We start from the raw sequence: 17,586 nt of genomic DNA, 5'->3' as shown, positions 1-17,586 counted from the left end.
TCGCACGGAATGCCGCCTTAGCTCAGTTGGCCAGAGCAACGCACTCGTAATGCGTAGGTCTCGGGTTCGAATCCCGAAGGCGGCTCAGAGAAGGGCCAGGTCAGACACTATCTGACCTGGCCCTTTCTGTTGCCTGGGTCGCGCGGGTGTTGGCGGGGGCAGTGGGCGCGTCCCACATCGAGTCGGAGCGCAGACGTCGGAATTCGGCGAGTCTCCCGAGCGAGCCGCTGTCAGGACCGGGGCGGCAATGCGAAGCAGTGTGAGGAACCGATGGTCCTAAAGGTCTGCTGCGCCTTCTCCGCGAGCTTGTTTCGCTTGTCTTGGTCGACCATGTCCTCGACGGTGAACACCTCTGTTCCCAGCTTCACTGCGAGTGCTGCCTCTGCATCGCTCGTGGCATTCAGTTCTTCCAGGAGTCGGCTGATGTCCTCCTGATGCGAGGTGGGTGTCTCGATCTTCCCGATCTCGCCGGTGAGCTTCCGGTTGTTGCTGCCCAGGTCGGCCCAGGACCTTGCCGCCGCCTGATAGTCCGTCGACTGATAGCCGCGCTGGTCCAAGAGGTAGAGGGAGGTGCTTGCGGTGGCGTACTTGTCGAGGAGGTCGCCGTAGAGGGTGTCGCACGCTGCATTGGCCTGCTGGTTCCACTCGTCGACGGTGAACTGATCCCTGGTGACGATCGTGAAAACGAGTCCCGCGATGCCGGCCAGCCCCGCGATCAGACCGATCCACCAACCCACATGCCGACGGATCCGCCCTCTGTCGCCGCTCCCTTGCTCTTCGCTCATATCGCAGCGATTCCCCACGGCGAGCGGGTGGGGCGGCGAGGAGGGAAAATGCACCCGTCCGGAGCCCGTGGCCGCTCGAATCCGTTCCGCCGCTCCGCGTTCGTTTCCGGCGGTTACTGCGTTCAGCGGGCGCGGGTGGCACCTCGTTACGTAATGTGATCGACAGTCACTCAAGGTGATTGACCTCGGTGGTGTCGCGTGTTCGTCTCGGCCCCATGCGTACACCAATGAGGTTCGCCCTCGCGGCGGCAGGCGCTGCCGTCCTGGCGATCGCCGGGCCCCTGTCGGGCTCGGCCCACTCCGCGGCGGAGCCCCCGCTCGCCCCGCTGACCGTCTCCTCGTCCCCGAAGGCCATCCCGGGGCAGTACATCGTCACCCTGAAGGCGGGGCAGTCGCCCGCGGCCACCGCGCAGCAGGTGCCGGGGGTGAAGCCGCTCTTCACCTACGACCGCGTCCTCTCCGGCTACGCCGCCAAGCTGACGGCTGCTCAGCTGGACTCCGTCCGCAAGCTGCCGGGCGTCGCCACCGTCGAGCAGGACGCCACGGTCACCGTGGCGCCGGTGGAGGCCGCCGGGGCGGCCGTCGGCCGGGCCGTCGCCCACAGCTGGGGCCAGGACCGGATCGACCAGCCGTACCTGCCGCTCAACGGCCAGTTCAACGTGGACGGCGGTGGCCGGGGTGCCACCGCCTACATCCTCGACACCGGGCTGGAGTTCGGGCACGCCGAGTTCGACGGCCGGGCGCGGCCCGGTTTCGACGCGATCGGTGACGGCCGGAGCGGCGCCGACTGCAACGGTCACGGCACCCATGTCGGCGGCACCGTCGCCGGAGAGCGGTACGGCGTCGCGCGCGAGGCCGCCCTGGTCAGTGTCCGGGTCCTGGACTGCCGGGGTTCCGGCTCCTGGTCGGGCATCATCGCGGGCATGGACTGGGTGGCGCGGAACGCCGTCCAGCCCGCCGTTCTCAACGGCTCCCTCGGCGGCCCGCGCAACACCGCTGCCGACAACGCCGCCACCGCCCTGGCCGGCCGGGGCGTCCTGCCCGTGTTCGCCGCGGGCAACGAATCCGCCAACGCCTGCGACGTCTCGCCCGCCGGCGCCGCCGACGTGCTCACCGTCGGGGCCACCGACCACCGGGACGACGAGACGGACTTCTCGAACTACGGCGCCTGCCTCGACCTCTACGCCCCCGGCGCGGCCATCGTCTCCGCCCGGCTCGGCGGCGACACCATCGCCATGAGCGGCACCTCCATGGCCGCCCCGCACGTCGCCGGAGTCGCCGTCCTCGCCAGGGCCCAGACCCCGTCGGCCACCCCGGCGGCCGTCTCGACCTGGATCACCGATCACACCGTCAAGGGCGAGCTGGTCGTCTCGGGGGGCTCCCCGAACCGGCTTCTCCAGACCGGCGGGCTGTAGTCCCGTCGGCCCCGCGGGTCGGCCCGGCCGTGTCGACGGCCGGGCCGACCCCGTTGCGCAGGGGTGGTGACCCGTCAGGAAAGGTGCAGGTCAGCCATCTTCACAGGGTCATCACTCGAACGTTTGACGATGTCGCCTACACTCCCGCAGGCCATGTGCATGGCAACTACACGGGAGGGAACGCGTGAAGAGGCGATTCAAGACGAGGGCGGTGTTGGCCGTCATGGCGACGCTCGCCGCGTCGCTGTTGACGGCGGCGCCCGCGCAGGCCGTGGACGATCCGGGTCTGAGGCTGAGCAACTTCGAGCTCCGTCCGATCGGCAACAAGGCCGAGCTGCAGGGGCGCGTCGACAAGCTCAACGCCGACCTGCCGAACATCGGCGTCAACTCGATCCTGAAGGCGGACGCCCGTCAGGGCACGTGGAGTTCGGGCGTCTGCAACGCGGCCGCCGTGGAGTCCGGCACGAAGCCGGAGAACCTCACCCGGAGCTTCTGCTTCGACAGCGCCGACAACGGCAACGAGAACTCCGAGTGGTGGCCGCAGGGCGTGACCGGCGTCGCCGACGCCGACGAGGACCAGACCTGGGGCGACCCCGAGCCCGGGTGGGACCCCGCGGACCACAAGCCGATGCTGGTGACCTGGTACAACAAGGACGACTGGAACGGCGACAAGAAGCCCGACGACGCCGACTCCGGCGGGCTGAACACCGAACGCAAGGGCGTCCGCGTCTCCTTCGTCGACTCCAGCACCGGCAAGTACGCCCACGTGCTGCTGGTCTACCCGTTCATCAACGCCTCGGGCAACGCCAGTTACATGAGTGTGCGGACCTCGCAGCACTACTCGTCGAGCCAGTACAACTACGGCTCGCTGCACGCCGGCGGCATCGTCTGGTACGGCTACTACCTGTACGTGGCGGACACCAACCGCGGATTCCGCGTGTTCGACCTGCGCAACATCATCGACCTCGGGGCCCTGCCCGCCGACAAGTGGGGCACGGCCAAGAACGCCATCGGCAGGCAGGACGGCGTCTACCACGCCCACGGCTACCGGTACATCCTTCCGCAGAGCGACGGTTGGACCAACACCGCCTGCGACACGGTCGAGCCGCCGCCGGGTACTCCCTGCGACATGCAGGACAACGACAAGACGTGCGAGGCGAACGACGTCACGCCGAAGACCAGCTTCGCCGGCCTCGACCGCAGTGCGAGCGTCCGTCACATCACCACCGGTGAATGGTGCGAGAAGGCTCAGGTCACGGACGAGTACACGACCGGCAGGGTGATCCGTCGGCCGATGAACACCAGCGGGGGGACACCCAAGCTGGACGCCAACGGATACTGGCAGGCCGACGAGGCCTACCGCATACCCTTCAACACGTCGTACGCGGACAACGGCGGGATCCAGGGCGCCGCGGTCATCAACGGCACGTACTACCTCAGCCAGAGCCGAGGGCTCTCGAACGGCCGCCTGATCGTCGCCAGGCCCGACACCGGCACCGGGCGCCTGGTGGAGACGTCTCCCCGCAGGCTGTCCGCGATCGGCGTCGAGGACCTCTTCGTCTGGCCGGGATCGCCGAACCAGCTCTGGACGGTCACCGAACACCCCGGCCGGCGCATGCTGTACAGCGTCACCCCCTGACCGTGTGACCTGGCACCCGGCGCCCGGGACGGCTTCGGCCGGCCCGGGCGCCGCCGCGTTCCCGTCGTCCGTCGGACGCGTCTTCCAGAGGCGGCGGGTCGTCAGCCGGTGGGCTGCTCGCGTTCCTGCTGGGCCAGGAGGTAGCCCGCCTGGAAGCGGCTCTCGGCGCCCAGGGCGGCCATCACGTCGGCGACGTGCCGACGGCAGCTGCGGACCGAGAGACCCAGGCGGCGGGCGATCGCGGCGTCGGTCAGGCCCTCCGTGAGGAGGCGGACGATCGTCTGCTTGAGCTCGTCGGAGATGTCCATGATGGTCTGGCGGTCCCATTCGGTCTCGAACGGGAGCGCCTCCAGCCACAGGCGCTCGTACGAGCAGACCATGAACGCGACCACGTGCGGTTCGCGGATCAGGACCGCCGCGTTCGGGTCGTCCGGGACCGGGATGACCGCCGTCGCGCGGTCGAAGACCAGCATCCTCATGAACTCGTCGTCCAGTGTCCGCACCTGGGCGCCCAGTTTGCCGACCCGCTCGACGTAGGCGCAGGTGCCCGAGGAGAAGCGGGCGGTGTGCTGGTAGAGGACGCGCATCCGGACGCCCCTGCGCAGCAGTTCCTCGTCGCGGGCGACGGCCTCTTCGAGGACCTCGGCGCGCCGGCCGCCGCCCGGCTGCGCCGTCATCACCTCGCTCTCGCAGGTCCGGCCCAGCTCGGTGATCGCCTCCCGGACCGCCCGGAGGTCGGTCAGCACCTCCACGTACTCCGCCTGAGGGAGATGCGTCAGCCGGGACAGGTGCGTCTCGTACACCGGCATGAACGCCATCAACTGCTCGCGCGTGCGCTCCATGTGCAGGCGCCTGGCCCGCATCTCGCGCTCCAGCGGCCCCAGGGTGCGCTGTACGGCCTCGTCCGGTGGCACCGGCAGGACCCCGCGCTCCGGCGTGCGCCGCAGCAGGCCCATGTCGAGCAGGGACGACACCGCCGACTCCACGCGTGCGAGGGGCAGTTCCAGCTCCTCGGCCAGGTCCGCCGGTCGTGCGGGGAGGTCCGGATCGCGTCCGAGGACCGCCGTGTAGACCCGCGCCGGCGGATCGTCGGGCGTCAGCTCCTCCGGGAGGGCCTCCCCGGGAGGAGCGCCCATGAGGCCCACCGCGAAGCCGCCGCCCGGGCCGCTCGCGAGCCCCTCGGGCCTCTCACTTCTGTCTGGTATCGCCACCTTTACCCCCGCTTGTGACAGCGTCCTGTTGCTGCCATGCAGCCTAATGAGCCATGCGGTCCGCCCGATAGTCATGCAATCCCGGATACGTTCATCTCACCGCCCACAAGGTCAAAGCTCACAGAGCTCGTGAAGCACGCGAGCCATGCAAATCCCTTGGAAAGACTCCCACTCACTCATCGCGGAAGAGAGCAGACGAATGAAGCGGCGGATCCGCACCACCGTGTACGCCACCCTGATCACCGCCCTCGCGGGCCTGGCCACCGTCACCGGCACGCAGCTGGCCGCCGGAGGCGCCGGTACGGACGACACGGGCTGGGGCGCGGCGGTCGTCAGCGGCACCTACGACACCGGCTGGGGCGCTCCGGTCCCCGGCGCGGGAACGAACGACACCGGCTGGGGATGACCGTATGACGCTGCTCGACTGCACCCTGCGCACCAGCGGGCAGCTCACCGGCGGTGCGCCGGCACCGCAGCTGGTCGCCGACTACCTCGCGGTCAGCGCGCGGCTCGGCATCGACGTCATCGAGCTGGGGTACGTGCACGATCCCGCCGACCGGACGGCCGGCGCCCCTCTGCCCGACGTCCTCGCGGGCGGCCGGACGATCACCGGCGCCGAACGGTACGGACCGCGGTTCGCGGTCCTGCTCGACGCCGCCGAACTGCCGTCCGGGGACGGCCCCGCAGTGGCGGCGGCCGACCGGATCACCGACCGGATCGCCGCCGTCCCGCTCCCCGTCGGCCTGGTACGGGTCGCCGTCCGCTACGACGAGGTGGCACGCGCGGCCGCGCCGCTGGTCCGGCTGCGGGACGCCGGGTTCGGCGTCTGTCTGCTCCTCACCGAGATCGACCTCGCCTCCTATCCCGAGCTCGACCGCTGTCTCGCCGAGACGGCGGCGCTCGGACCGCTCGACGCCGTCTTCCTCGTCGACTCGCTCGGCTCGCTCCGTCCGGAGCGGGTCATCGAACTCGTCCAGTCCGTCCGCGCCGCCGTGGCCGCCCCGGTCGGCATCCACGCCCACGACAACCAGGGGTTCGCCCTGCACAACACCGTGGTGGCCCGCAGCGCCGGTGCCACCTGGCAGGACGCCGCCGTGCACGGCATCGGCCCGGGGGCCGGCCTCACCCGCACGGAACAGCTTCTCGCCCTGCTCGGTGCCACGCCCGGTGATCTCGGTCCGCTGCTCGAACTGATCGCCACGCACGTCGCCCCGCTCAAGCGCCGGTACGGCTGGGGCGCCGGACCCCGCCAGGTCATGGCCGGCCTCGCCCGCATCCCGGTGACGGCCGTACGGGGACTGGACGGGGACTGAGTAGCCCCGCCCCGCCCCGTTCGGGGAGGGGCGACCTCTCCGGCCCGCGCCCCCGAGCTTCTCGCCGCGCCGCGGAGGCGCGCCCCCCGCCGCCTCGCCCCGGGGGGTGCCTTCCCGCGCGTCCGCGCGCCCGGGGACGCCCCCGCCCGCCCGTCGCCTGCCGTCCGCCCCAGGAGACCCGTATGCCCTTCACCGCACCCATCCCGCCCCCGGGTGAGCCGGCCGCCGCCGTCACCCCGTACGGCGGCGCCGACACCACCATCCAGCCCGCCCGGCGGGCAGACCGCTCAGGAGAGGCCATGGCCGACCGCAGCCCGACCCGCTTCCGTATCGACCGGAGTTCCGCCGAGGAGGAGTTCGGCCTCGCCTGCCAGCGGCTCATCCCGTGGCCCGGCGGGGACGCCGAGCCGCCCGTCGGCGCCATGGCCTGCTTCCTGCGGCCCGGCGGCGACTCCGACCCCGACTGCCACAACCAGGACGAGGTCATGATCATCCTCTCCGGCGCCGGCAGCGTGACCCTCGACGGCGTGCTCGAACCGCCGTTCCGCGCGGGCGACGTCGTCGTCCTGCCCCGCAACCAGGAGCACGTCGTCCACAACACCGGCGACGAGGAACTGACCTGGGTCTCCCTCTACTGGCCGCTGCGCGAACCCGCCGTCCGTACCGAGAACGAGGAGGTCGCGGCGTGAGCGCGACGCACTGGATCACCGCCACCCCGCCCACGCCCAACGGCGACCTGCACATCGGTCACCTCGCCGGTCCCTACCTCGCCGGCGACGTGCTGCGCCGCTTCTTGGTGGCCGAGGGGACCGGGACCGTCCGGTACACCACCGGCCTCGACGACCACCAGAGCTACGTTCCCGTCCGCGGCCTCAACGACGGCGGGCGCAAGGGCGAGGAGGTCGCCGACGGCTACGGCGAGTCCATCGAGTCCGTCTGGCGTCGGTCCGGCGCCGACTTCGACGCGATCGTCCGCCCGCGCCGTGACGTCGAGTACCGGTCGGTGGTCCAGGAGTTCTTCCAGCGGCTGTACGACGACGGGCACATCGTCGCCCGCACGCGACCGCTGCCGTACTGCGCCGGCTGCGAGCGCTGGCTGTACGAGGCGTACCTCAAGGGCGGCTGCCCGCACTGCGGTTCCGCCTCGAACGGCAACGCCTGCGAGCCGTGCGGCCGCCCCAACGACTGCGCCGATCTGGTCGACCCGGTCTGCACCGGCTGCGGCGCCACCCCCGAACTCCGCGACTGCGAACGGCTCTACTTCCCCCTCGCCCCCTTCGAGGGGCAGCTCTCCGCCTTCTGGGCCGAGGTCGACATGCCGCCGCACCTGCGGTCGCTCTGCGAGTGGATGCGGGCCGAGGGGCTGCCGGAGATCGCGGTCAGCCACCCCTCCGACTGGGGTGTGCCGGTACCGGTCGCGGGCTTCACCGAGCAGCGGATCTACGTGTGGTTCGAGATGGCCCCCGGCTATCTCCTGGAGTGGACCGCCGCAGGGGAGCCCGGGCCCGCGCCCGCGCCGGTGCAGTTCTTCGGCTTCGACAACGGCTACTTCCACGCGCTGCTGTTCCCGGCGGCGTTCCGGGCGTACGACGCGGAGATCGCGCTGCCGAGGGCGTTCGTGGTCAACGAGTTCTACCGGCTCGAAGGGCTGAAGTTCTCCACGAGCCGGCGGCATGCCATCTGGGCGCACGAGGAGCTGGCCCGCACGAGCGCGGACGTGCTCCGCTACCACGTGCTGTCGGACCGGCCCAACGGACGTCAGACCAGCTTCAGTTCCGCCGCGCTGGAGATCAGCCGGACGCGGCTCGCAGAGCGCTGGGACGGCTGGCTGGGCCGCCTGTTCGCCGCCGTCGCCGAGGACGGTGGCGTGGTCCCGGCCGAGCCGCCGCGGGGCGCCGCCTGGGAGCGGCTGCGCCGCCGCCTGACGGAGACCGTCGGGCAGCTGCGCGAGGCGTACGGAGTCGACGGGTACGACGCCCGGCGGGCGGTCGCGCTCCTCGACGAAGTCGTCGCGCTCGTCGAGGACTTCGGATACGTGAACGGCTTCGAGGCGGAGCGCCCGGACGGGGGGCCGGCCCACCGGGCCGCGCTGGCCGCGCAGCTGGCGGTGGCCGCCGCGCTGTCGGCGTGGGCCGCTCCGGCGCTGCCGTACGGCTCCGCCCGACTGGCGGAACTCCTCGGCCTGCCGGTGGTACGCCCCGTGGACACGGTGGCCCTGACGCCGCTGGCCCCGGGCGCGCCGCTGGCGGCCTGGCCGGGGACGGTCTTCGGTGGCTGAGTCCGTGGGCGGTGCCGGGGCGCGGTCCGAGGGCGCCGGGGCCTCGCGCCCCGGTGGCGGGTCGTCCTCGCTGCCGCGCGGCGCCGTGGTGGGCCCGTTCTCGGGGACCCGGGCCGCGTGGGGCGAGCACCTGGAGCGGGCCGCGGCCCTGTACACGGACGTCGACTGGGAGCTGTACGACGACCGGGGCGAGGCGGAGACGGCCCGGCAGATCGCCGAGGCCGTGGTCGCCGAAGGCCGCCACACGCTGGTCATCGGTCACTTCAACAGCGCCGGTGCGCGGGCCGCGCTCCCCGTCTACCGGTCCGGCGGTCTGCCCGTCCTGCTGCCGCTCGCCACGACACCGGACCTGCTCGCCGACTGCGGGGGCACGGTCCTGCGCTGGTGCCCCGACGACCGTGCGCAGGCGGCGGACCTGCTCGCCGCCATGGGCGCGGCCGGCCACACCCGGATCGCCGTCACCCACGACGGGACGGCGTACGGGGAGGGCCTGGCCCGGCTCGTACGGGACGCGTGGCGGCCCGCGGCCGCCGGACTGCCGGCCGGTCCCGTCGTCTCGGACGGCAGCGGTCCCGCGACCGGAGCGCTGCCGTCCGTCGAACCCCTGGCCACCGGCTTCCGGGCCTCGGCGGGGGCGCCGGAGATCGTCTCCGGCCCCGGGGCCGACGCGGCGGCGCTCACCGCGCTCGTCGTGTGCGGGACGCACGGCGGGGCCGCCCGGGTCGGACGGGAGTGGCGGGAGGCCGGGTTCGGCGGCGAGCTGTACTTCACCGACGACTGCGCGGTCGACGAGTTCTCCGAGCTCCTCGGCGACGCGAACCGGGGCGCTCGGGTGGCCCGGATGCGCGGAGGGCCGCAGACGCACGTCATGGCCGCGTTCGCGGCCGCCGCCGCCGCCCTCACCGAGGACTCCGGGCGGACCGGGCGGATCCTGCTCGCCGCGGTGCGCGCCCATGCCGACCGGGCGTTCACCGCGCTCGGGGAGCCGGTGGAAGGGAGCGTGGGATGGGACCTCGTGCCCGTACCCGAACCCGTCGCGGCGCCCGCGGCGCCGTCCTCCGGCGGTGGCGGCCACCGCGGCCGCGCCTACGACGTGATCGTCGTCGGTGCCGGAGTCGTCGGGTCCGCGACCGCCGCCGTCCTCGCCCGGCAGGGGGCGCGGGTGGCGCTCGTCGCGCCGATGGACGGGCGCAGGGACCACGCCACCGCCTGGTCCGGTGGGCTCGTGCGCGCCTTCGAGGCCGACCCGTACCTGCGCGGGCTCGCCCTCCGCAGCCACCAGCTGGCCTGGGGGCCCATGGCCCACACGCCGGGCCCGTACGGCTTCGTGCCCACCGGGTCGCTCGTGCTGTGCGGCGAGACCGACCTGGACCAGGCCGAGAAGGGCGTCGCCGAGCTCAACGGCGCCGGGGTGCCGGGCGAGCTGTGGGAGCCGGACGTGCTCAGGAGGCGCTTCCCCGGCCTCGCGGTGGACGGGGTGAGCGCCGCGGTGTGGGAGCCGGAGGGCGGCTACGCCGATCCGCCGCGCACCGCGCGGGTCTACCGCGACCGGGCGCTGGCCCACGGCGCGCGGCTGCTGCCCGCCCGCGTGCGGGAGCTCGTCGCGCCGCCCGGGGCCGACCGGGTGCGGGTGCTGCTGGAACCGGGCGGGCCCGTCGACGCCCTGGCCGTCGTCCTGGCGGCCGGCAGCGGCACAGGGGCGATCGCCGGACACCGGCTGAGCGGCTCGGACGCGGGGCGGACGAAGAGCATTCGGTACGGCTTCTTCCACCATCCCGACACGGCCGGGCTGCCGACCGTCGTCGACATGGTGACCGGAGTCTGGGGCCGGCCCCAGGTCACCGGGGAGGCGGCCGGCGGGTACATGGCGGGGCGTCCCGTCGACGAGTGGGACGTACCCGCGGGCGGCGAGGACACGCTCACCGACGAGCACGTGGCGTACATACGCCAAGGGGCGGCCACCCGCTGGCCCTGGCTCGCGGACCCGGCGACCCGCTTCCTCGGCGGCCGGCAGGGCGTCGACCTGTACACCCCGCACTCCCTGCCCCACCTCGGCCGGGAACGGCCCGACAGCCGCGTCGTGCTGGCCACCGGCTGGTCCGGCGCCGGCTTCAAGACGGCCCCCGCGGCAGCCGAACTCGCGGCGGCGGAAGCCCTGGACGTCCTGTCGGGCACCTGATGCCGCCCGGCGGACCCGGCGCTCCCGGCGCCGGGTCCGTCCCCGACCCCCCACCCCACCGGAGGTGACACCCATGACGGATCTCATGCCCCGCACCGCGCCCCCCGGCGGGGAGGCGGCCCCGAGGAAGCTCGGCGTTCGGGCACTCGTCGTCTTCTACGTCAGCAGCCTGGTCGGCACCGGCATCCTGCTCGTGCCCGGGCTGACCGAGCGGCAGGCCGGGCCCGCCTCCGTGCTGGCCTGGCTGGCGCTCGCCGTCTGTTCCTATCCCTTCGCCCGGTTCTTCGCGGAGATGTCGGCCTGGCGGCCCGACGCCGCCGGCCTCGCCGCGATGGTGACGGCCGGGCTCGGGCGGCGCCCGGGGCGGGCCGCCGCGCTGCTGCTGGTCGCCACGTACGTCATCGGCAACCCCGTCATGGGCATCGTCTCCGCCCGCTGTCTGCTCGGCCTGCTCGGGCAGCCCGACGGGCCCGTGTACCCGATCGCGATGGGCTTCATGGCGCTCTCCGCGGCGTTCACGCTCCTCGGGCTCACCGCCGGCGCGCGCGTGCAGGCCGCGTCGCTCGTCGTGCTGCTGCTCGGGCTCGGCGGAGCCGTGGCGGTCGCCGCGCCGCGGTTCGACGCGGGGGAGTACACGCCGTTCCTGACGAACGGCTGGGGTGGCGTCGGGATCGCCGTCGTCACCGCGTTCTTCTCGTTCCTCGGCTGGGAGAACGTCTCCACCCTCGCCGACCAGGTCGACGACCCCGCCCGCAGCTACCGCCGCGCCATCCGCTGGGCCGTGCCCGTCGTCGGCCTGCTCTACGCCGCCGTCACCGCCGCCTACCTGGCCGTCCCCGGCGACGAACCCGTCGTCATCACCGCCCTGCTGGGAGCCTCTCTCGGTGAGGCGGGCGCCGTCGCCGGCGATCTGCTCGCCCTCGGTCTCGCGGTCGTCGCCACCAACGCCTGGGTCCTCGGCGCCAGCCGTGTCGTCCGGGCCGCAGCCCGCGACCGCATCCTCCCGGGCGCCCTCGCGGACCGTCCCGTGCCGGCCACCGTCGCCCTCGCCCTCGCCTACACGGCGGTCCTCGGCACCCTGACCCTCACCGACACCGGCGAGGAACTCGTCCTCATCGTCACCAGCAGCGCCTTCCTGCTGCTGTACGTCGCGGCGGCCGCGGCCGCCCTCCGGGCCCGCGGCACCGGACGCGCCCTGCGCACCACCGCCGTCGTGACCCTGGTCATCGCCGCCGTCTTCCTCTCCTTCGCCGGGACGGGCCTCCTGTTCGCGCTGCTCCTCGCCGCCGGCTGCGTCGCCCTCACCGCCCGCACGACCTCCTGAGAACCGAAAGGCACCACCATGAACGCGACCACTCCCGTCTACGACGTCGTCGGTGTCGGCTTCGGCCCCGCCAACCTCGCCCTGGCGATCGCCATCGAGGAGTACAACGAGCAGGCCGCGCCCGACGAGAAGCTGACCGCCGTCTTCCTGGAGAAGCAGCCGTCCTTCGGCTGGCACCGCGGCATGCTGATCCCGGACGCCACGATGCAGGTCTCGTTCCTCAAGGACCTGGCCACGATGCGGAATCCGACGAGCCGCTTCGGCTTCGTGCCGTACCTGCACGACCGCGGCCGACTGGTCGACTTCATCAACCACAAGGTGCTCTTCCCCACCCGGGAGGAGTTCCACGACTACCTCCAGTGGGCCGCCAACGGCGTGGACCACATGGTCCTCTACGGCCTCGAAGTGACCGCGATCCGCGCCGCCACCCAGGCGGGCCCGGTCGTCGAGGTCGACGTCGCGGCCCGCGGGGAGGCTGGGCCGGTCACCTACCGGGCCCGCAACCTGGTCCTCGGCACCGGTCTCGTACCGCGCCTGCCCGAGGGCGTCGAGTCCGGCGAACGCCTCTGGCACAGCAGCGAGTTCCTGCACCGCCTGGCCGCCCTGCCCACCGAGGAGCCCCGCCGCTTCGTGGTCGCGGGCGCCGGCCAGAGCGCCGCCGAGATCGCCGACCACCTCCACCGCACCTACGAGAACGCCGAGGTCGTCGCCGTCCACACGCGGTACGGCTACAGCCCCGCCGACGACAGCCCGTACGCCAACCGCATCTTCGACCCGGAGGCCGTCGACCTCTACCACGGCGCCGACCCGGACGTCCGGCGTCAGCTGATGGCCTACCACCGCAACACCAACTACGGCGTGGTGGACATGGACCTCATCGAGGAGCTCTACCGCCGCTCCTACCAGGAGAAGGTCCGCGGCGAGCGCCGCCTGCGGATCATGGGCGCCTCCCGGCTGACGTCGGTCGAGGCGGACGCCGACCAGGTCCGCGTCCGGGTGCGCAACCTCGCGACCGGCGAGACCGAGGACCTCACCGCCGACGCCGTCGTCTACGCCACCGGATACACGGAGCCCGACCCGGCCCGTCTCTTCGGCGAACTGGACGGGGCCTGCGAGCGCGACGAGGACGGCCGGCTGCGGGTGCACCGCGACTACCGCGTGGTGACGGGCCCGGAACTGGAGGCGGGGGTCTATCTGATGGGCGGCACCGAGCACAGCCACGGCATCACGGCGAACCTGCTGTCGATGGCCGCCGTGCGGGCGGGCGAGATCTGCGACTCCCTCGCGACCGGCCGCCGTTCCGACAGGCGGGCGCCGGTGGCGGCCCACGGCTGAAGCCCGTAGAACCCGGGAAGTACTCCACCGCGCACCCCGCGCCCAGGATCCATCCCCGTCGCCCGCGACGGCCGTACGAAGAGGACACCATGAGCACCGCCGCCGAACAGGTACCCGCGCCGGACGAACTGGCCGCCACCGAGCGGACCCGGCTGCGCCGGATGCGCCACAAGGGCAGTCACCGGCGCGCCGATCTGGAGGCGGTGCTCGCCGCCGGCTTCCTCTGCCACCTCGGGGTCACCGTCGACGGCACCACGATGGTGGTGCCCACCGCGTACGGCACCGACGGCGACCGGCTCTACCTGCACGGATCGGTCGCCAGCCGCAGTCTGGTCCAGGCGCCGGACGCGGCCGTCTGCGTCACCGTGACGCACGTCGACGGCCTGGTGCTCGCCCGCTCCGTCTTCGAGCACGGGGTCAACTACCGCTGCGCGATGATCTACGGCGTCCCGCGGCTCGTCACCGACCCGGAGGAGAAGCTGCGGGGGCTGCGCGCGCTCACCGAGCAGTGCGCGCCGGGGCAGTGGGAGTACGCCCGGCAGCCCAGCCGCAAGGAGCTCGCGGCGACCGCGCTGGTGGCGCTCGACCTCGTGGAGGCGTCGGTGAAGATCGCCACCGGGCCGCCGGACGACGGGGAGAGCGAGGACGCCGCACTGGGCCTGTGGGCGGGGGTTCTGCCGGTCGTCACCACCTTCGGGGAGCCGGTCGCCGATCCCGTCCTGCCCCCCGGCATCGCCCTGCCGGCGCACATCTCCGACCGCGCGGGCCGCGTCCTGACGGGGGAGGCGGTGCGGGCATGACGCACACCGCTCCCGACGCGCGGCCCTCCGCCCCCGGCACCCCGCCCCCCGGCTCCGACGCGCGCGCCGCCGGCCGGTTCGCGCGCACGAACGCCGACGCGCGCGCCGCCGACCGCGCCCACGTCTTCCACTCCTGGTCCGCGCAGGCGCAGACCGAGCCGATGCCGGTGGCGGGCGCCTCCGGCTCGTACTTCTGGGACCACGAGGGCAACCGCTACCTCGACTTCTCCTCCCAGCTCGTCTACACGAACATCGGCCACCAGCACCCCCGGGTCGTCGCCGCGATCCAGGAGCAGGCGGGGCAGCTGTGCACCGTCGCCCCGAGCTTCGCCGTCGACGTCCGCTCCGAGGCGGCCCGGCTCATCGCCGAGCGCACCCCCGGCGACCTCGACCGGATCTTCTTCACCACGGGCGGCGCGGAGGCGGTCGAGCACGCCGTACGGATGGCCCGTCTGCACACCGGCCGGCACAAGGTCCTGTCCGCGTACCGCTCGTACCACGGCGCCACCTCCACCGCGATCCACCTGACCGGTGACCCGCGCCGCTGGCCCTCGGACACCGGGGCCGCCGGGGTCGTCCACTTCTGGGGCCCCTACGCCTACCGGTCGTCCTTCCACGCCGCGGACGAGCGTCAGGAGTGCGAGCGGGCCCTGCGCCACCTGGAGGAGACGATCGTCGGCGAAGGACCCGCCACGATCGCGGCGGTCCTCCTCGAACCGGTGGTCGGTACGGCGGGGGTGCTCGTGCCCCCGGACGGCTATCTCGCCGGGGTGCGGGAGCTGTGCGACCGGTACGGCATCGTGTTCGTCCTGGACGAGGTGATGGTCGGCTTCGGGCGCACGGGACGCTGGTTCGCCGCCGACCACTGGGACGTGGTCCCGGATCTGCTCACCTTCGCCAAGGGGGTCAACTCCGGGTACGTACCGCTGGGCGGCGTCGCGATCGGCGAGAGGATCGCCGCGACCTTCGCCGACCGGCCGTACCCCGGCGGTCTGACCTACTCCGGGCATCCGCTGGCTTGCGCGGCGGCGGTGGCCACCATCGAGACCATGCGCGACGAGCGCGTCGTGGAGAACGCGGCGGACCTCGGCGCGCGTGTCCTCGGCCCCGGATTGCGAGAACTCGCCAATCGCCACCCCAGTGTCGGTGACGTTCGCGGCCTCGGAGCCTTCTGGGCGCTGGAGTTGGTCGCCGACCGCGCCACGCGCGAGCCGCTGGTCCCCTATGCCGCGGCGGGCGAGGCGGCCGCGCCGATGGCCAGGGTCGCGGCGGCCTGCAAGGAGCGCGGCCTGTGGCCCTTCATCCACATGAACCGCATCCATGTCGCCCCGCCCTGCAACCTGACGGAGTCGGAGGCGAAGGAAGGACTCGCGGTTCTCGACGAGGCGTTGGAGGTGGCCGACGCGGAGGCTCGGTGATCAGGGCGGGACCTGGTCGGTTTTTGTTCGCCCTTCATCATTTGCCCGTGTTTCCCAGAAGTCGGCGTCTGAAACCCCCAATTGATCCGGTGCCCATTCCCGCTGTCGTCCTGTACCGTCACAGACTCATAAGGGTGCCCCGAACTCCGTACCGGAATCGACCGGCCGGCGCCGAATGATTCGGGGCGATTAAAGGATTCGATCGCGAATCGACCCGTTGGGTGAGGAGGGGGACAGTGGGGGGCTTCGCCGACCCGTGCCGTGGGATACGCCCGGGCACGGACTTCTCGTCGTTGGCAGCGCTGATCGGACAGGACGAGACCTGCGTCGACGTCTACCGTCTGGTGATCAGCGAGCCGCGGTGGGGGCTCACGGAGATCGCCGGTGAGCTCCATGTGGAAGAAGCCGCGGTCCGGGGGTGTCTCGACAAGCTCGCCGAGCTGTCGATGCTGTATCCCACCAAGGACGCCACGGATGTCGCCCCCATCAGTCCCGAAGTCGGTCTCGCCGCCCACATCCACCGCAGGGAGACCGAGATCCACTCCCAGCAGTTGGAGCTGGCGGCGATGCGGGCGGCGACCGCGGAACTGACCGCGATCTACGCCTCGCAGCGGGGCCGGCACGCCAACGTCGGTCTGGAACAGCTCGAAGGGGTCAACGAGGTCAGGGCCCGGCTCTCGGAGCTGGCCCGCCACGCGACCACCGAGATCCTCGCCTTCATGCCCGGCGGCGCACAGTCCCCCGAGGCGCTGGAGGCCAGTCGGCCGCTCGACGAGCAGACGCTGGCGGCCGGGGTGAGGCTGCGGACGATCTACCTCGACAGCGTGCGCAACGACCGGGCGACCACCGAGTACGCGCGGTGGCTCGCCGAACTCGGCGGCGAGATCCGCACGATGCCCTCGCTGCCGCTGCGCATGCTGATCGCCGACCGCTCGGTGGCGCTGCTGCCGGTCAGTCCGGAGGACACCCGGGCCGGCGCGGTCATCCTGCGCGCGCCCGGGGTGGTGACCGCGCTGCTCGCGCTGTTCGAGATGGTCTGGGAGCGGGCGAACCCGCTGCACGGCCGTTCCCGGCCGGCCGGCGACGCGCCGTCGGAGCAGGAGATCGAGCTGCTCAGGCTCCTGCAGAAGGGGCACACGGACGAGGTGGCGGCCCGCAAGCTCGGCCTCTCCCTGCGGACGACCCGCCGCATGATGTCGGGCATCTCGCACCGTCTCGGGGCCCGCAGCCGCTTCGAGACGGGCGTCCTCGCGGAACGGGCCGGCTGGCTCTGAGGGCACGGCCGGCCCGGCCGTGGGCCAGGTGGGCCCATTGGTGCCATGGCAGGAAGATGCCCGGATCTTCGGGACGTCCGGTGCGAAGCGGCTGGGATTCTCTCTGCCATGTACGCCATCCATCTCGAGGTCCCGCGGATCGATCCCGGTGAGCTGGCCAGAGCGGTGTCCCAGGTCTCCCGCTGTCAGGTGGAACACGTCTATCTGCCCAGACTGCGGGAGCCGGAACAGCGCTCCGTCGTGTTCGTCTCCGCCGACTCCGCGCCCGAGGCGGGCACGGGAGTCCTCGCCGCCGTCCGGTTCCTGCTGCGACGCCCGGTCGGCCGGGTGCGGGTCGAGCTGAGACTGCCCCGCGCCGGCCGGGACGTCGGGCTCTGCCACGGCGTCGTGTCCGTCGTCCCCACCGCCGACGACCAGCGCCGCTGACCCTCGCCGCCCGCGGCGACGGCACCGGGCCCGCCCTCGGCCGCTTCCACCGCCGCGGGGGCGCGCGGGCGCCGGCCCCCCCCCCCCCCCCCCCCGGGGCCCCCCCCCAACGGAAGAGCGGAGGGTGGGGGAAGGGTGTGTGAATAGATGTGTTTATATATGTGGGGGGGCGGAGGAGATAAAAAGTGG

At 72.8% G+C, this 17,586-nt stretch carries 15 protein-coding genes and 1 tRNA gene; 14 read left to right on the top strand and 2 right to left on the bottom strand.

Features of this window, described 5'->3' with window-relative positions:
- Positions 1–11 precede the first annotated feature (11 nt).
- Positions 12–85 (top strand) — tRNA-Thr (locus tag AB0D99_RS33135).
- 145 nt (positions 86–230) lie between these two features.
- On the opposite strand, the gene AB0D99_RS33130 is transcribed toward AB0D99_RS33135, so the two are convergent.
- The gene (locus AB0D99_RS33130) at positions 231–785 is read right to left on the bottom strand and encodes a hypothetical protein (RefSeq protein ID WP_362370971.1); all 555 of its coding nucleotides are present in this window, start codon (positions 783–785) and stop codon (positions 231–233) included.
- A 215-nt stretch (positions 786–1,000) separates the two neighbouring features.
- On the opposite strand from AB0D99_RS33130, the gene AB0D99_RS33125 reads away from it, so the two are divergent.
- Positions 1,001–2,200 (top strand): S8 family peptidase, encoded by a 1,200-nt coding sequence (locus AB0D99_RS33125; RefSeq protein WP_362370968.1) that lies wholly within the window; start codon positions 1,001–1,003, stop codon positions 2,198–2,200.
- 184 nt (positions 2,201–2,384) lie between these two features.
- Positions 2,385–3,839: a hypothetical protein gene (locus AB0D99_RS33120; protein WP_362370964.1), complete on the top strand. Its 1,455-nt coding sequence runs from the start codon at positions 2,385–2,387 to the stop codon at positions 3,837–3,839.
- 101 nt (positions 3,840–3,940) lie between these two features.
- Here the strand turns inward: AB0D99_RS33120 and AB0D99_RS33115 are convergent, their stop codons facing one another.
- Complete coding sequence (locus AB0D99_RS33115; RefSeq protein WP_362370961.1) at positions 3,941–4,975, bottom strand: LuxR C-terminal-related transcriptional regulator; 1,035 nt, start codon at positions 4,973–4,975, stop codon at positions 3,941–3,943.
- Positions 4,976–5,249: 274 nt separating this feature from the next.
- On the opposite strand from AB0D99_RS33115, the gene AB0D99_RS33110 reads away from it, so the two are divergent.
- The 11 genes from AB0D99_RS33110 (at position 5,250) to AB0D99_RS33060 (ending at position 17,397) form a co-directional block, all read left to right on the top strand.
- A complete protein-coding gene (locus tag AB0D99_RS33110) occupies positions 5,250–5,456 on the top strand; it encodes a hypothetical protein (RefSeq protein WP_362370958.1) in 207 nt (68 codons plus the stop codon).
- Between the two features lie 4 nt (positions 5,457–5,460).
- On the top strand, positions 5,461–6,363 hold the full coding sequence (locus tag AB0D99_RS33105) for a hypothetical protein (protein WP_362370955.1): 903 nt from the start codon (positions 5,461–5,463) through the stop codon (positions 6,361–6,363).
- A gap of 182 nt (positions 6,364–6,545) precedes the next feature.
- Positions 6,546–7,052 (top strand): cupin domain-containing protein, encoded by a 507-nt coding sequence (locus tag AB0D99_RS33100; RefSeq protein WP_362370952.1) that lies wholly within the window; start codon positions 6,546–6,548, stop codon positions 7,050–7,052.
- Complete coding sequence (locus AB0D99_RS33095) at positions 7,049–8,641, top strand: class I tRNA ligase family protein (RefSeq protein WP_362370949.1); 1,593 nt, start codon at positions 7,049–7,051, stop codon at positions 8,639–8,641. The genes AB0D99_RS33100 and AB0D99_RS33095 overlap by 4 nt, the downstream gene beginning before the upstream one ends.
- Positions 8,634–10,820 carry an FAD-dependent oxidoreductase gene (locus tag AB0D99_RS33090; protein WP_362370946.1) on the top strand — a complete coding sequence of 729 codons (2,187 nt, stop codon included), beginning with the start codon at positions 8,634–8,636 and terminating at the stop codon, positions 10,818–10,820. Before AB0D99_RS33095 ends, AB0D99_RS33090 begins: the two co-directional genes overlap by 8 nt.
- 73 nt (positions 10,821–10,893) lie before the next feature.
- Positions 10,894–12,144, top strand: coding sequence for an APC family permease (locus AB0D99_RS33085; RefSeq protein WP_362370943.1), 1,251 nt, complete (start codon positions 10,894–10,896; stop codon positions 12,142–12,144).
- A gap of 18 nt (positions 12,145–12,162) precedes the next feature.
- Positions 12,163–13,479 (top strand): lysine N(6)-hydroxylase/L-ornithine N(5)-oxygenase family protein, encoded by a 1,317-nt coding sequence (locus AB0D99_RS33080; RefSeq protein WP_362370940.1) that lies wholly within the window; start codon positions 12,163–12,165, stop codon positions 13,477–13,479.
- Between the two features lie 89 nt (positions 13,480–13,568).
- Entirely contained in the window at positions 13,569–14,279 is a 711-nt protein-coding gene (locus AB0D99_RS33075; protein ID WP_362370937.1) for a pyridoxamine 5'-phosphate oxidase family protein, read from the top strand.
- Positions 14,276–15,697 carry an aspartate aminotransferase family protein gene (locus AB0D99_RS33070; protein WP_362370934.1) on the top strand — a complete coding sequence of 474 codons (1,422 nt, stop codon included), beginning with the start codon at positions 14,276–14,278 and terminating at the stop codon, positions 15,695–15,697. The genes AB0D99_RS33075 and AB0D99_RS33070 overlap by 4 nt, the downstream gene beginning before the upstream one ends.
- Positions 15,698–15,990: 293 nt before the next feature.
- Positions 15,991–16,971 carry a helix-turn-helix transcriptional regulator gene (locus AB0D99_RS33065; protein WP_362370931.1) on the top strand — a complete coding sequence of 327 codons (981 nt, stop codon included), beginning with the start codon at positions 15,991–15,993 and terminating at the stop codon, positions 16,969–16,971.
- Between the two features lie 108 nt (positions 16,972–17,079).
- Positions 17,080–17,397 carry a hypothetical protein gene (locus AB0D99_RS33060; protein WP_362370929.1) on the top strand — a complete coding sequence of 106 codons (318 nt, stop codon included), beginning with the start codon at positions 17,080–17,082 and terminating at the stop codon, positions 17,395–17,397.
- Positions 17,398–17,586: the final 189 nt, after the last annotated feature.

The organism is Streptomyces sp. NPDC047971 (genome assembly GCF_040653355.1).
Classification (GTDB): domain Bacteria; phylum Actinomycetota; class Actinomycetes; order Streptomycetales; family Streptomycetaceae; genus Streptomyces.
The sequence above is the reverse complement of the archived record's forward strand: the minus strand, read 5'-3'. Positions and strand labels throughout refer to the sequence as shown.